This is a genomic window from Tsukamurella sp. DT100 (assembly GCF_049844855.1).
Taxonomy (GTDB): domain Bacteria; phylum Actinomycetota; class Actinomycetes; order Mycobacteriales; family Mycobacteriaceae; genus Tsukamurella.
In genome coordinates, this window is sequence record NZ_JBNCLV010000009.1 from 190,871 (window position 1) to 205,019 (window position 14,149).

Below are 14,149 nucleotides of genomic sequence, written 5' to 3' on the forward strand. Positions count from 1 at the left end.
GATATCGATTCACGGGTGTATCCGACTGCCGATACACCCATGAATCCACGCAGGTCCACCACCACGTGACCACGATCACCGATGTTTCCCGCGAGTAGCAGTTGTTATCGAATCGTTACCTACCCCATCGCCCCGTCGACGGTCGGTAGTCTGTGCCGATGCAGCCCGGAATGCACCCTTCCGACCGCCCCGCCGCAATCCCCGTCCCCGCCGCCGTGGCGGAGTTGGTGCGTTCCGCCGAGTCCATCGCGGTGCTCACCGGCGCGGGCATGAGCCGCGAATCCGGCATCGCCACCTTCCGCGAGGCGCAGACGGGTCTCTGGGAGCAGTACGACCCGGAGGCGATCGCGTCCGTCGACGGCTGGAGCCGCGACAACGCCCTGGTCTGGGGCTGGTACCAGTGGCGCGCGCACGTCGCGCGGCAGGCCGATCCCAACGACGGTCATATCGCCCTCGCCGAGCTGGCCTCGCACCGCACCGTCTCGATCGTCACGCAGAACGTCGACGACCTGCACGAGCGGGCCGGCTCGCGGGTCATCTCGCACCTGCACGGCAGCCTGTTCGCGCCGCGCTGCGAGCACTGCGGCACGCCCTACCTCGGGTCGGACGCGTTCCTCCCCGACGACGCCGACGTGGAGCCGACGCTGCGCGCCACGCCGCCCACCTGCATGCACTGTCTGTCGCTGGTGCGGCCCGGCATCGTCTGGTTCGGCGAGCCGCTCCCGATGGACGCCTGGAGCCGCGCCGAGGCCGCGGTGGTCATGGCCGACGTGGTGCTCGTGATCGGCACGTCGAACATCGTCTACCCCGCGGCGCGACTGCCGGAGACGGCGCTCGCGGCGGGGATCCCGGTGATCGAGATCAACCCGGAGACCACGCCGCTCAGCGAGGCCGCCTCGTACCACTGGCGGGGCACCGCGGCCACGACGCTGCCCGCCCTCGTCGCGGCGATCAACGCGGGCGCGACTCGCCCGTAGCGGGTGGCGCCGAAGGCGCGGGCGACCGCGGGGCGTCCGGCGGACCGTCGGACTTCCACTGGCCGATGACGCCGGGGCCGACCAGCGGCATGCCGCCCACGATCTCCTCGCCGTTCTTCCGGTCGATGAGGTAGGCGGGCAGCCGGTGGCGGCCGTCGCCCTGGCCGCGCTGCGCGCCCGCGCCGGCCGCCGGCATGCCGTAGGGCCCCGTCGAGGGCCGCGCGCCCGTGGTGGTCGCTCCCGTGCCGACCTGCGGCGCCGCGGATCGCGCGACCGCGGCGTCCTGCCGCAGGCCGAGCGGCGAGGCGGTGCGCCCGACGTCGCCGCGGCCGCCGATCCCCGACAGCCCGGCGCCGGTGCGGGCGGCCGACGTGAGGGGCACGCCCGTGGACGGCGAGAGCAGCGACGACGGCGTCGCGGTATCGGCCGGCGGATCGTAGGTCGCGTCGTCCGTCGTCGGGTCGCTGCTGCTCCCGAGCCCCGCGCCCGCGCCCGCGCCGGTGTCGCCGCCGCCGGTGCCGCTCCCCGTTCCCGCGCCGCCACCCGTCCCCGTTCCCGTGCCGGTGCCGGCCTCGTCCGCGGCGGTGTCCGTGCCCGTCGTCGCAGTGTCGACGGGGTCCGTCCCGGTCACCGCCGTGTCGGTCCCGGCACCGGTGCCCGTGTCCGTCGTCCCGCCGTCGCCCGTGCCGGCGCCGTCGGTCGGGGACACCGTCCCCGGCTCCGTCGGCGCCCCGGTGCCCGCGGCGTTGTTCTTGGTCGCCGCGGGCCCGACGTGGCGGAAGTCGGTGCGGCCGCGGCTCTCCCCCAGCGGCAGGGTGGACGCGGATGTCTGGACCGGCGCGGAGTAGGTGCTGCGCACGCTCTCCGCGACCTGGTTCCGATAGCCGGAGTTCGACCACACCTCGTCGCGGGAGGGCGGATCGGGCAGGTCGCTGAACTTCCCGTTCGTGGTCGTCGCGGTGTCGGACAGATCCTCGACGTCGCCCACCAGCCGGCGCAGCGCGACGGCGTTCGTGTACGCGCGGTCGGTGTACTGGCCGATCTCGACGTACGACTGGTCCTTGGCCTCGCCGCGCCAGCGGGCGCTCAGGAGACCCGCGTCGCGCTGCAGCTCCGCCAGGCTGTCGGCGTGCGAGTTCCCCGCGCTGCCGATCGCACGCGCGTCCGCCGCGACCCCAGAACCGGAGAGCCCGCGCGCGAAGTGCCGTATCTCGGAGACCGACATCTGCTCCCACGCGGTCTGACCGATGCCCTGGAAATCCGTCACATCAATTGGACGCACCAGGTGCGCCCGCGGTTCCCGATCCGCCGGATTAGGGTGAGCGGGGTGAACGACTCGATCGCCATGCCCGACCGCGACACCGTGCTGTGCATGTCGCTGTCCGGCCGGCCCAGCAGCATCGGCACCCGGTTCCACAACTACCTGTACCGCGAGCTCGGCCTGAACTACCTCTACAAGGCCTTCACCACCTCGGACCTGCCTGCGGCCATCGGCGGCGTGCGGGCGCTCGGCGTGCGGGGTTGCGCGATCTCGATGCCGTTCAAGGAGGCGGTGATCGAGCTGGTCGACGTGATGGAGCCGTCGGCGAGTGCGATCGACTCGGTGAACACGATCGTCAACGAGGGCGGCGTGTTGCACGCGTACAACACCGATTACGCCGCGGTCGCCTCCCTGCTGGCCTCGCACGGCGTCGATCCGGCGCTGCCGGTCGCGGTCCGCGGCTCGGGCGGCATGGCGAAGGCGGTGGTCGCCGCCCTGCGCGACCACGGCTGCGCCGACGTGACCGTGGTGGCCCGCAACGCGGGCGCCGGTTCCGCGCTCGCGGACCTGTACGGCTTCCGACACGCGACCGAGGCGCCCGACGGTGCGCGGGTCCTCGTCAACGCGACACCCGTCGGCATGGCGGGCGGTCCGGCGGCCGAGGACCTCTCCTTCCCGGCGGCGCTCGTCGCGGCGGCGGACACCGTCTTCGACGTGGTGGCGATGCCGCCCGAGACGCCGCTGGTGCGGGCCGGGCGCGCCGCGGGCACGACGGTGATCACCGGTGCGGAGGTCATCGCGCTGCAGGCCGCGGAGCAGTTCGTGCTCTACACGGGCGTCCGCCCCGACCCCGAGCTGGTCCGGGTGGCGTCGGAGTACTCGCGCGCCTGATCCGGGGTCACCCGGGTGGCGGGCGGCCTACTCCGTATCGATGTCGAGCCCGACGGGCTCCCACAGCTCGACGGAGCCGTCGTCGGCGCGCTCGCCGACGGTGAGGGCGCGCTGCAGGGTCAGCGGGCGGACGCCTCGGTGGTCCAGCGCCTGCACCACGACGGACATCGCGGCGTCGGCGTCGGTCGCGAAGACGGACTCGCGGACGCGGACGAACTCCCAGCCGCACCGTCGGAGCTCGCGCTCGCGCTCGATGTCGGACCGGGCCTGCTCGGGCGTCGAGGCGAAGTCGGCGCTGTCGCACTCGACGGCGAGCCGGCCCTGCTCGCCGGTGACCACGAGGTCGATGGAGCGGTTGTTCACCACGACCTTCGGGTTGACGTGGTAGCCCATGTCGCGCAGCCGCACGAAGACCTGCTGCTCGAAGAGGTTGTCGAAGGGCTCGACGCGACGATCCGTCGGCACGTCGGGCGGCATCGGCTGCGCCACTTCGACGTCCGCGCGGGTGACGTAGCGCAACAGCGAGGCGCGCAGGTCGTTCGCCTTGAGGTCCTGCTCGTCGACGGACGTGAACAGCCACAGCTGGTCGCGGGCGCGGGACGCGGCGACGTTGAACCGGCGCTGGAAGTCGCGGCCGGTCAGCGCGCGGAAGCGGTAGTCCGGCGCGACGACCATCGACAGGAGCACGACGTCACGCTCGTCGCCCTGGAAGTCGGGGGGCGTACCCACGCGCAGGCGACGGGCGTCCCACTCGTCGGGGTCGATGCTCTCGCGCAGCCGCCGGTACAGCTCGTCGACCTGCCCCTGGCCCTGCAGCGCGATCACGCCGAAGGTGCGTCCGGCGTAGAGCGGGTCGGCGAAGCAGCGCACCAGCTGGTCGACGATGGCCTGCGCCTCCGTCGGGTTGCTGATCCGCGCGCCCTCGCCCACGACCTTCGCCTTCGGCACGTGCGTGACGCGCAGGGGGACGGGGCGGTCGGCGCCGTAGTGCCGCACCGGGATCAGCGGCGCATCGCTGTAGAACTGGCGCGAGCTGAAGTCGATGATCTCCGGCATGCACCGGAAGTGCTCGCGGAGCCGCACGGTGTGCCCGAAGCGGGTGCGCAGCAGGGTGAAAAGGCTGGACCGCGGGGTCAGCGAGTCGCGCAGGTAGGGCGGGATGTCGGGCAGCTGGGCGTCCAGCCGGGCGAAGACGTCGTCGAGGCTGACGCCGGTGAACGCCGAGGGCGCGCACTGGTTCTCGTCGCCCACGACGATCACGCGCGGAGCGAGCCACAACAGGAAGGAGCTGGTGATGTCGGCCTGGCTGGCCTCGTCGACGATGACCACGTCGAAGGCGTTGCGCTCCGGGGAGATCGACGCGACGACCTGCGAGATCGGCATGATCCACGCGGGGACGGCGGACTGCGCCTGCCGCATCGCCTCGCGCGCCGCGACGCGGAAGCGCTCGGCGTGCCGGCCGGAGCCGCGGCCGATCGAGGAGACGTGGTCGCGGTAGGCGTGCAGCGCCTGGATCTCGTCGAAGGTCATGCGGCGCAGGCACTGCCGCCACGCGCTCGCCGTCGCGATCCGGGTGGTGTAGTGCGCCACGTCCTGCTCCGCGGCCTGCAGGTCGGCCTCGAGCTGGGCGTCGTCTCCGGGGTGCACGCGGGACGCGGCCCAGGTGACCGCGCGGCGCCACGACCAGGCCGCGGCCAGTTCGGGCACCCGGACGTCCCACACGGGGTCGTCGGCGGTGCGGGCGACGAGGTCGAACAGGGCGGGCGCCTTGGTCCGCAGGCGCAGCGCGAGGAGGTCCAGCGCGCCGCGGTCGTCGCGCTCGGCGCGGGCGGCGTCCCAGGCGCGGCGGGCGTCGCGGATCGCGGGGTACTTGTAGCCGCGCAGGGCGGCGACCATCGCGTCGCCCTCGGGCGACGGTCCGCGCTCGACCATCTCCTGTACCTGCACCCGGATGGCGTCGAGCCGGCTGTGCGCGTCGCGCGCACCGGCGGCGGCGGAGATCGCGATCACCTGGCGGGCGGTCTGATCCGTCTCGGCGAGGTCCTTGGGTCGCGGCGCGTGCTCGGAGAGGGCCTGCATGGCCTCCACCAGGCGATCCCGTTCGGCGACGAGGCGCACGACGGTGCGTGCGCGCAGCAGCTGGTCGGCGGCCTGGCTGAGCCGCTCGCTGCGGCCCCGCGTCGCGGTGCGGCCGGACGGGTCGGTCGCGGGTGCCTCGAGCCCGAGCGCGCGCAGTACGTCGCCGACGCGGCCGATCACGTCCTCGACCTTGAGATGCTGTGCGGCGGCGCGCAGGTGCGCCTTGTCGGCCCCGTCGACACCGTCGACGACGATGCCGAGACCGGTCGCCTCGAACTGCTTCTGCTCGGGCTTGCGGAACCGCTTGCGCGGCTCGTTGCCCAGGGAGAGGTGGCGCGCGTAGTCCTCGATCGCGGCGCGATCGTTGGCGTCCGGGGTGTCGCTGAGCTGGACGACGACGCCCTCGAGCTCGCCGTCGGCGTTGCGGGCCGTGGCGATCTGCTCCTCCAGGCCGCCCAACCTCGCGGCGAGGTGCGCGCGGTCCCCGATGAGCATGTCCTCGGCCAGCAGCTGCGCGGACGGCGGGTAGCGGCGCACCCGCCCCACGAGTTCGTGGATCAGGTCGGCGCGGGCCCGGATCACGGCGAGGCGATCGGCGTCGACGCCGCCGAGGACGTGCGTCAGCGCGCCGCTGTCGGCGCCCGCCAACGGGGAATCGGCGAGGGTGGCGCACAGCGCCTCGAGCTCGTCGGCGTCGGGGACCTCGGAGAGGTTCGGAAGGTTGTGCGCGAGGCGGCGCGAGAAGTTCTCGTCGTTGCGCCGCAGCAGGGCGACGAGGCGGTCGAAATCGCGGGTGTCGAGCGGGGGCACCGCGCCGTCGACGGGGCCGGGCAGCCAGGAGTACTTGTCGGCGTCCCGGCGGACCTGGGCGACGATCTCCGCCGGCTTGCCGGAGTAGGCCGACGCCAGCCAGTCGGAGTCCTCGCTCTCGGCGGTGCGCAGCGACCAGACCTCGCGGACCAGCTCCTCGCGGCGCTCGATCGCGCGGTCGCGCTTGGCCCGCAGGTCGCGGATCTCGGCGTCGGCGAGGGCCTCGGAATAGGTGGACTTGCGGGTGGCGATCTCCGTGACCGACGCGGCGAGCGAGGCCGAGCCGTCCTTGGTCACGTCGGTGACGGACACGACCAGCTGGCGCACCTCCGGCGGTAGCTTCTCCTCGAGCACGGCGAGGGCCTGCGCCTTCTCGGAGACGACCAGCACGCGCTGCCCCTTGGCGAGCAGCGCGGCCAGCAGGTTCGCGATGGTGTGGGTCTTGCCGGTCCCGGGCGGTCCCTCGACCACGACGCCGGAGTCGGCGCCCATGTGCGCCAGGATGTCCCGCTGCTCGACGTTGGACGGCAGCACGTAGTAGGCCTCGTCCAGAAGCTCGAGCGGGCTCATCGCGCCGTCCACCGCGAGCTGCCGGATCCGCTCCTCCGAGCTCACGCCCTCGACGAGCTGCGCGAGCCCGATCGGCACGTCGCGCTCGGGGTCGGCGACGTCGGCCTTCATCGCGTCGTAGAAGCCCAGCAGGGGCGCCGAACCGCGGGTGCGGAGGACGAGCGCCGGAGCGAACTCGACGTGCGCTCCCCCGTCCTTCGCCGCGGCGCCGAGCCACGTCGACGTGAACTCCTGGCACGCGGGATCGAGCACGGTGCGGGCGTTCTCGCGCAGCTCCGTCTGCAGTTCGGCGGAGCCGGAGAGGTCGAACGACGGGAGCCCGGCGAGCAGCAGCGAGTCCTCGACGCGGGGCACGGAGTCGCGCGGGAGCACCACCGTCAGCCGCTTGCCGCGCCGGTCGCGCTCGAGCAGCACGGGCTGCGTGAGGAGGTGCGCGCGGATGGCGGTGTCGCCGTCGCGCGCGGTGAGCAGGCCGGAGGCGAGCACCAGCTCCACCGACTCCGGGTGGTCGGTCAGCTCGTCGAAGACGCGCAGCATCCGGGAGTGCGGCGAGTCCGGGGCGTCGTCACGCGGCACCGTGAAGATGGTGGCGCCGGGCTTGGCGTCGGCGTCCCAGCTGTCGGTGAGGGCACCGTCGCCGGTGAGCGGCAGCACCGCGAGGTGATCGTCGAGGTCCCGCGTCACGACGGACCGGGACCGGATCAGCTCGTCCAGGTACTGCAGCAGACGGACGACGCGATCCCGACGGCCACCGGGGCCGTCGCCCTGGTCACCGGCGGCGGTCATGCGCTCCTCGAGTCTCTCGGGTCGGCCGCAGCCGACAGTCGGCGCGCCCGGGTCGAGCTACACCTTGACTAAAGGTTAATACATCTGTGAGCAAACGCCGACACGCTCGTCACCGCTTGCGGCCCGCGCGGAAACGCTGCTTGCCCGCGCTCGGCCGGCCCGACGGTGCGCCCGGGTCGCGCTCGAGGTTGATCAGCTGACCCGAGATGCGGGTCCGCTCCAACGCGTCGAAGACGTCCCGGTCCAGATCGTCCGGCAGCTCCACGATGCTGTGATCCGGGCGGATGCTGATGTGCCCGAAGTCGCTGCGCCGCAGCCCGCCCTCGTTGGCGATCGCGCCGACGATCTGCGACGGGGTGGCGTGCTGCCGCTTCCCCACCGCGATCCGGTACGGCACCATCGGGCGGCCCGTCTTGCGATGGGTCGACGGCTCCCGGTCGTGATCCCGGTCCCGGCCCCGGGCGGGCCGAGCGTCGCGGTCACCGAAGTCGCGGTCCTTGCGGTCGCGGGCGTTGCGCTCGCGCTCCGGCGGATCGGGCTTGAGCAGGAACGAGGCACCGTCGCGCGACTGCAGCGCCAGCGCCGCGGCCACGTCGACCAGAGGCACGTCGTTGGCGCCCACGTAGTCCTCGATCAGCCTGCGGAACATCTGCAGGTGGTCGTTGGTGAGATTCTCGGTGATGGACTCGCCGAACTTCTCCACGCGGTGCGCGTTGACGTCCTCGACCGACGGCAGCCCCATCTCGGTGAGCGGCTGCCGGGTGGCCTTCTCGATGGCGCGCAACAGGTGCCGCTCGCGCGGGGTCACGAAGAGCAGGGCGTCGCCCTTGCGGCCGGCACGGCCGGTACGGCCGATCCGGTGCACGTACGACTCGGTGTCGTGCGGGATGTCGTAGTTCACGACGTGGCTGATCCGCTCGACGTCGAGGCCGCGGGCGGCGACGTCGGTGGCGACGAGGATGTCGATCTTGCCCTCTTTGAGCTGGCCGATCGTGCGCTCGCGCTGCGCCTGCACGATATCGCCGTTGATCGCGGCGGCCGCGTGCCCGCGGGCACGCAGCTTCTCGGCGAGCTCCTCGGTGGCCGACTTGGTGCGGACGAAGATGATCATCCCGTCGAACTCCTCCACCTCGAGGAGGCGGGTGAGCGCGTCGAGCTTGCGCTGGTGCGCGACCTGCAGGTAGCGCTGCGTGATGTTCGACGCCGTCGCCGTCTTCGACTTGACGGTGACCTCGACCGGGTCGTGCAGGTACTTTTTGGAGATCTTGCGGATCGCCGGCGGCATGGTCGCCGAGAACAGCGCGACCTGCTTGAACTCCGGGGTGTCGGCGAGGATCCGCTCGACGTCCTCCTGGAAGCCCATGGTGAGCATCTCGTCGGCCTCGTCGAGCACCAGGAACTCGAGGTTCGACAGGTCGAGGGTGCCCTTGGAGAGGTGGTCGATCACGCGGCCCGGGGTACCGACGATGATCTGCGCGCCGCGGCGCAGGCCCGAGAGCTGCACGCCGTAGCTCTGGCCGCCGTAGATCGGCAGCACGGTGATGTTGGGCATGTGCACTGCGTACTTGCCGAAGGCCTCCGACACCTGCAGCGCGAGCTCGCGGGTGGGGGCCAGCACGAGCGCCTGCGGCTTGCGGCTGTCTCCGTCGATCTTGGAGAGCACGGGCACGGCGAACGCGGCGGTCTTACCGGTGCCGGTCTGCGCGAGGCCGACGACGTCGCTGCCGGAGAGCAGCGGCGGGATGGTGGCGGCCTGGATCGGCGAGGGGTTCTCGTAGCCGACCTCGGCGAGAGCGCGCAGCACGCGCTCATCGATTCCGAGGTCGAGGAAGGTCACCGGTTCGGCTTCGTTCTCCGGAGCCTGCGCGTCGTTGACGACGGCGGCGGGGGCGGTGCGCTCAGCACCGAATTCATCAGACATTGTTTCCCCAGCATAAGCGGTATCCGCCGCGCACGCGAAACACTATCGGAATCGGACATCCTCCGATAGGTTGTGCTCATTCCACTATCTGCATGAGGAGATGAAGTTGCGCATCGAGTCCACGGAACCGACCCGGACCCACGCACCGTCCGACAATCTGACCACGCGGGTCCGCGATCTCGCGTCGTCGGCACCGTCGACGGAACTGTTCCTGCGCCCCTCCGGTTCCGGCTGGTCGCCCGTGACCGCCGCCCAGTTCAACGAGCAGATCACCGCGGTCGGTAAGGGCCTCATCGCCCGCGGGATCGCGCCGGGCACCCGGATCGCGATCATGAGCCCCACGCGGTACGAGTGGGCGCTCCTCGACTACGCGAACTGGTCCGTCGGCGGTTCGACGGTGGCGGTGTACGAGTCGAACTCGGCCGCGCAGGTCGAGCACATCCTCGCGGACTCCGGGTCCGTCGCGCTCATCACCGACACCCGGGCCACGGCCGACCGGATCGCCGCGGGCGTGCCCGCCGACACGCAGGTGTGGGTCATCGAGGACGGCCTGGTCGACGCCCTGGTGGCCGACGGCGCCGGCGTCTCGGACGAGGACTACCTCGCGCGCGCGACCGCCGTCGACGCCGCCGCGGAGGCGACGCTCGTCTACACGTCGGGCACGACCGGCAAGCCCAAGGGTGTCGTCCTCACCCACGACAACCTGCTCAGCGAGTACGACGCGATCCACGCGGGCCTGGACAAGATGGCCGGGCAGAACGCCAGCACGGTGATGTTCCTGCCGCTCGCCCACATCTTCGCGCGCGCCATCTCCGTCGCCGCGGTCCAGCACTCGATCCGGGTCGCGCACACGGCCGACCTGTCGAACCTGACGGGCCTGTTCGGCGAGCTCAAGCCGACCTACATCCTCAGCGTGCCGCGCGTCTTCGAGAAGGTGTACAACACCATGAGCGCGAAGGCCGAGGAGGCCGGCAAGGGCAAGATCTTCAACGCCGCGGTGGACACCTCCATCGAGTTCAGCAAGGCCCGGGACACGGGCGGCGCCGGGCTCGTGCTCAAGCTCAAGCACGCCCTGTTCGACAAGCTGGTCTACTCCAAGTTGCGCGAGGCGCTCGGCGGCCAGTGCGATTGCGCCGTCTCCGGTGGCGCGCCGCTCGGCGCGCGCCTCGGCCACTTCTTCCGCGGCGCAGGCGTCACCGTCTACGAGGGCTACGGCCTCTCCGAGACGAGCGCGGCCATCACCTGCAACACGCCTACCGAGCAGCGGATCGGCACCGTCGGCCGGCCCGTGCCCGGCAACGAGGTCGCCATCGCGGACGACGGCGAGGTCCTGCTCCGCGGTCCCGTCGTCTTCGGCGGCTACTGGGGCCTGCCCGAGGCGAACGCCGAGGCGCTGCAGGACGGCTGGTTCCACACCGGCGACCTGGGCTCCCTCGACGCCGACGGCTACCTGTCGATCACGGGCCGCAAGAAGGAGATCCTGGTCACCGCGGCGGGCAAGAACGTCGCGCCCGCACAGACCGAGGACGCGCTGCGCCAGCACCCGCTGGTCTCGCAGGCGATGCTCGTGGGCGACAAGCAGCCCTTCGTCGGTGCGCTCATCACCCTCGATCAGGAGGCGCTGCCGGGCTGGCTCGCGGCGCACGGGCTGCCGGCCGAGATGACGCTCGAGGAGGCCGCCGCCAACGACGTCCTGCTCGCCGAGATCGCGTCCGCCGTGGGGACCGCGAACGCGCTGGTCTCCAAGGCCGAGCAGGTGAAGAAGTGGAGCGTGCTCAGCACAGACTTCACCATCGAGGGCGGCGAGCTCACCCCGACGCTCAAGGTCAAGCGCAACGTCGTCATGGACAAGTACGGCGACGAGGTCGACGCGATCTACGCCTGATCGCCCCCGGACGACGAACGCCGCCCGCTCCTTGAAGGAGCGGGCGGCGTCGTTCGTTCAGCGCGTCAGAGGTCGAACTGCGCGCGGATCTCGTCCGAGTTCTTCTTCTCGAAGTAGAAGCCCAGCAGCGGGATGGTGCCCGCGAGCAGCGTCAGCAGGAAGCGGGGCGCGGGCCAGCGCACTTTGACGCCCAGGTCCACCGTGAGGATCAGGTAGATGAAGTAGCCCCAGCCGTGGATGACCGCGATGAGCCCGAGCCAGCCCGGGATCGGCCAGTCGAAGGCGGGCGCCAGCAGGTACTTGTAGATCATCTCCGCGCACAGGATGAGCAGGAAGTAGCCGGTGAAGTTCGCCATGAAGCGGTAGCGCTTGAGCGCGCCGCTCACCTGGTCGCGGCGCTTGGCCGCCAGCTTCTCCGCCGTCGGCGCGGGTGCGTCGGTCACTTCTTCTCCTCGGTCTGCTCGCTCCCCGCCAGTTCGGCGAGGAGCTTGTTGTACTCGTCGTGGGCCGGGTCGTCCGGCGCGGTGTCGGGGGCCGACGGTGCCGTCACCCGGGTGGGCAGGAAGCCGTCCGGGATCGCGGTCAGCGTGCCCGCGGGCGCGACCGTCGACCGCGGCGCGAGGGCCGGTCGCTCGACGGGGGAATTCTCGGGCGCGGCATCCGCGCCTCCCTCGGCCTCGGCGACGAGCCGGTCCTGCAGCTCCGCCTCGTCCTCGAGCTGCACGAACCGGCGGTAGCCCCAGACCGCCGCGACGGCGAAGAGCGGCCACTGCAGGGCGTAGCCGAGGTTCCGCGCGGAGCCCGCGGTGGACTCGAAGCGCCCCCACTGCCACCAGCCGAGCGCCAGGAACGCCACGGCGGCGATCACGACGAACGCGATCAGCGCGGGGCGATGACGACGACGTTTCACGACCTCGACGGTACCCGTCAACCCGGCGGTGTCCGAATGCCGGTATCGTGACCTGCGCCGCAGCGGAGAACCATCCACTGCCGCACGCGCCCGTGGCGGAATTGGCAGACGCGCTGGATTTAGGTTCCAGTACCTCAGGGTGTGGGAGTTCAAGTCTCCCCGGGCGCACCCTCCCACACCGCTTCGTCACATAGGTAAGGTTTACCTATGTGGCTCTCGCACTTCCTCGGCGTCGCACTGCCGCTGCTGCTCCTCCCCACCGTCGCGCTGTTCGCCTCCGCCACGTGGGGCCAGGCGGCTCTCGCGGGTGACTACCCCGCCGACGTGCGCGCCCTGATGCCCGAGTTCTCGGCGGCCGAACGGCGCCGCGGCACCCTGCTCGCCACCGCCTTCCTGGTGGCGCTCGTCGGAGCGGTGTTCGGCGCCACGTACACCTGGATCGACGGTGCCCCCGCCTCCGGATTCCTGCAGGCCTACGGGATGGCCTTCGCGACCCTGTTCGCGTTCTGCGTGATCGACCTGATCTTCGACTGGATCGTGCTGTGCTGGTGGCGTCCGTCGTGGGTCGTCGTCCGCGGAACCGAATCGGCCGAGGGATGGGGCGACTACATGTTCCACGTCCGCGAGCAGCTGAGCCCGACGGGCCTGGCCGCGATGTTCGGCCTCCCCCTCGTCGTCGCGGCGGCCGCGACGGCCGTCCGCGCGCTGCTCTAGAGTCGAGCCACCGGCCGGCCGGAGCTCCTACGCCTCGGGCACCCCGGGCCGGAACGAGGAACGCGCCCGCCGCCGATCAACTCATCCTCCACATCAGCAGCAAGGCAACGAGACCGGCGCAGGTGCGCGCTGCCGATGGCCTGGCGGCGCTCGGCGGGCGGCGTGGCCGTCAGGCCTCGCGCGAAGGTGCGCCGTCGCCCCGCTCGGGCCGCGTGAATGTTGCGAGGTGGACCACGAACGCAACGCCGGCGCCCGCCAATGCCACCGCCACCACCTGGCCGAGCCCGGCGGCGAACCCGGGTACGTCGCCGCTCGAGATCGCCGACAGGGCAGATGCGCCGGCGATCATCGCTCCGATGTCGCAGAGCCCGAGCACGACGGCGGCGACGGAGCCGAGGATTCCAGCACCTCGACCGAGCGACAGCAGGCCCAACCCTCCCAGCGCGCAGACCGCCAAGCCGATCAGCACAAGATCCACCCGGACCTTCGACACCAGATCGGGGCTCAAGCCGTTGAAGCCGGACAGCAGCACCAGCGCAACGAGAGGCAGCGCGAATGCCGAGGTCGCCGCGACCTCCGACCGATGGCCTGGATTCATGATGTTCAACATAGCGCACCGAATCGACAACAGGGCAGGTAGGAGGCCTCCGAACAGTCGGACACGCCCGCACGCAACGCACCGCTACCACACCGCCTGCCAATCACCGGCGGACATAGGACAACAGAGGATGCCGTTTGCGGAGATCTCCTCGTCGCTTTCTCATGAAAGAAGCTCCAGGCGATAGAGGGTTTTCCCGCCCGCAGGATCCCGCCGCCTGTGAATGCCTGTGAATTCTCTTCGGAGGAACTCAGTTTCGCCCCGCTACGTTCGGAGGAGTGGCTCGGACCGCCCACCGGTGGATCCGAGCGACGACGAAGGGAGAACGACATGCTCACACGATGGAAGATCGCCGCCACCGCCGGCGCTGCCGGCGCCCTCGCCCTGGCCCCCGCCGCGATGGCGCAGGCGGCACCGTCCGACCCGGTACCCGGCACGAACTGCACGGTGGCCCAGGTCGAACGCGCGCTGGTCGCCGTCGCGCCCGAGGCGGCGACGATGGTGAATCAGGTGCCCGGTGGCCGCGCCGAGGCCGAACGGATCCTGACGCTGCCGCCCGCCGAGCGCACCGCCCGGATCCACGAGCTGGGCCGGCAGAACCCGCAGCTCGCGGCGTACTACAGCCAGAACCAGGGGAAGATCAACCAGACGATCGGCGTCGTCGCGTCGACCTGCTCGCAGTACTGATCGCCCCACGCACCACGAAGGCGCCGACTCCACCGGGAGTCGGCGCCTTCGCCGTACGAG

11 protein-coding genes and 1 tRNA gene are annotated in these 14,149 nt (G+C 71.5%); 6 read left to right on the forward strand and 6 right to left on the reverse strand.

Features of this window, described 5'->3' with window-relative positions; genetic code table 11:
- Window positions 1–158 precede the first annotated feature (158 nt).
- Entirely contained in the window at window positions 159–977 is an 819-nt protein-coding gene (locus tag ACLQ3K_RS20870) for an SIR2 family NAD-dependent protein deacylase (RefSeq protein ID WP_426001388.1), read from the forward strand.
- On the opposite strand, the gene ACLQ3K_RS20875 is transcribed toward ACLQ3K_RS20870, so the two are convergent.
- Window positions 952–2,244 (reverse strand): hypothetical protein, encoded by a 1,293-nt coding sequence (locus tag ACLQ3K_RS20875; RefSeq protein ID WP_426001389.1) that lies wholly within the window; start codon window positions 2,242–2,244, stop codon window positions 952–954. The genes ACLQ3K_RS20870 and ACLQ3K_RS20875 overlap by 26 nt on opposite strands.
- Window positions 2,245–2,322: 78 nt before the next feature.
- On the opposite strand from ACLQ3K_RS20875, the gene ACLQ3K_RS20880 reads away from it, so the two are divergent.
- A complete protein-coding gene (locus tag ACLQ3K_RS20880) occupies window positions 2,323–3,129 on the forward strand; it encodes a shikimate 5-dehydrogenase (RefSeq protein WP_426001434.1) in 807 nt (268 codons plus the stop codon).
- Between the two features lie 27 nt (window positions 3,130–3,156).
- Here ACLQ3K_RS20880 and ACLQ3K_RS20885 read toward each other — a convergent pair whose 3' ends face one another.
- Both ACLQ3K_RS20885 and ACLQ3K_RS20890 read right to left on the reverse strand, forming a co-directional pair.
- Complete coding sequence (locus ACLQ3K_RS20885; RefSeq protein WP_426001390.1) at window positions 3,157–7,374, reverse strand: AAA domain-containing protein; 4,218 nt, start codon at window positions 7,372–7,374, stop codon at window positions 3,157–3,159.
- Window positions 7,375–7,483: 109 nt separating this feature from the next.
- Window positions 7,484–9,295: a DEAD/DEAH box helicase gene (locus ACLQ3K_RS20890; protein WP_224646325.1), complete on the reverse strand. Its 1,812-nt coding sequence runs from the start codon at window positions 9,293–9,295 to the stop codon at window positions 7,484–7,486.
- Window positions 9,296–9,395: 100 nt separating this feature from the next.
- Between ACLQ3K_RS20890 and ACLQ3K_RS20895 the strand changes: the two genes are divergently transcribed.
- Window positions 9,396–11,180, forward strand: coding sequence for an AMP-dependent synthetase/ligase (locus tag ACLQ3K_RS20895; RefSeq protein WP_224646327.1), 1,785 nt, complete (start codon window positions 9,396–9,398; stop codon window positions 11,178–11,180).
- Window positions 11,181–11,245: 65 nt separating this feature from the next.
- Here the strand turns inward: ACLQ3K_RS20895 and ACLQ3K_RS20900 are convergent, their stop codons facing one another.
- On the reverse strand, window positions 11,246–11,623 hold the full coding sequence (locus tag ACLQ3K_RS20900; protein ID WP_426001391.1) for a DUF3817 domain-containing protein: 378 nt from the start codon (window positions 11,621–11,623) through the stop codon (window positions 11,246–11,248).
- Entirely contained in the window at window positions 11,620–12,090 is a 471-nt protein-coding gene (locus ACLQ3K_RS20905) for a hypothetical protein (protein WP_426001392.1), read from the reverse strand. The genes ACLQ3K_RS20900 and ACLQ3K_RS20905 overlap by 4 nt, the downstream gene beginning before the upstream one ends.
- A gap of 86 nt (window positions 12,091–12,176) precedes the next feature.
- Here ACLQ3K_RS20905 and ACLQ3K_RS20910 point away from each other — a divergent pair.
- Window positions 12,177–12,258 (forward strand) — tRNA-Leu (locus tag ACLQ3K_RS20910).
- A 39-nt stretch (window positions 12,259–12,297) separates the two neighbouring features.
- On the forward strand, window positions 12,298–12,804 hold the full coding sequence (locus ACLQ3K_RS20915; RefSeq protein WP_426001393.1) for a hypothetical protein: 507 nt from the start codon (window positions 12,298–12,300) through the stop codon (window positions 12,802–12,804).
- 169 nt (window positions 12,805–12,973) lie between these two features.
- Here ACLQ3K_RS20915 and ACLQ3K_RS20920 read toward each other — a convergent pair whose 3' ends face one another.
- Window positions 12,974–13,414: a hypothetical protein gene (locus ACLQ3K_RS20920; RefSeq protein ID WP_426001394.1), complete on the reverse strand. Its 441-nt coding sequence runs from the start codon at window positions 13,412–13,414 to the stop codon at window positions 12,974–12,976.
- Window positions 13,415–13,732: 318 nt separating this feature from the next.
- On the opposite strand from ACLQ3K_RS20920, the gene ACLQ3K_RS20925 reads away from it, so the two are divergent.
- Window positions 13,733–14,089: a hemophore-related protein gene (locus ACLQ3K_RS20925; protein WP_415677161.1), complete on the forward strand. Its 357-nt coding sequence runs from the start codon at window positions 13,733–13,735 to the stop codon at window positions 14,087–14,089.
- Window positions 14,090–14,149: the final 60 nt, after the last annotated feature.

Coding starts and splice junctions, on each gene's coding strand:
- ACLQ3K_RS20895 (WP_224646327.1), top strand. CDS start 9,396: ATGAAGTTGCGCATCGAGTCCACGGAACCGACCCGGACCCACGCACCG.
- ACLQ3K_RS20880 (WP_426001434.1), top strand. CDS start 2,323: ATGCCCGACCGCGACACCGTGCTGTGCATGTCGCTGTCCGGCCGGCCC.
- ACLQ3K_RS20920 (WP_426001394.1), bottom strand. CDS start 13,414: ATGTTGAACATCATGAATCCAGGCCATCGGTCGGAGGTCGCGGCGACC.
- ACLQ3K_RS20870 (WP_426001388.1), top strand. CDS start 159: ATGCAGCCCGGAATGCACCCTTCCGACCGCCCCGCCGCAATCCCCGTC.
- ACLQ3K_RS20915 (WP_426001393.1), top strand. CDS start 12,298: ATGTGGCTCTCGCACTTCCTCGGCGTCGCACTGCCGCTGCTGCTCCTC.
- ACLQ3K_RS20890 (WP_224646325.1), bottom strand. CDS start 9,295: ATGTCTGATGAATTCGGTGCTGAGCGCACCGCCCCCGCCGCCGTCGTC.
- ACLQ3K_RS20925 (WP_415677161.1), top strand. CDS start 13,733: ATGCTCACACGATGGAAGATCGCCGCCACCGCCGGCGCTGCCGGCGCC.
- ACLQ3K_RS20885 (WP_426001390.1), bottom strand. CDS start 7,374: ATGACCGCCGCCGGTGACCAGGGCGACGGCCCCGGTGGCCGTCGGGAT.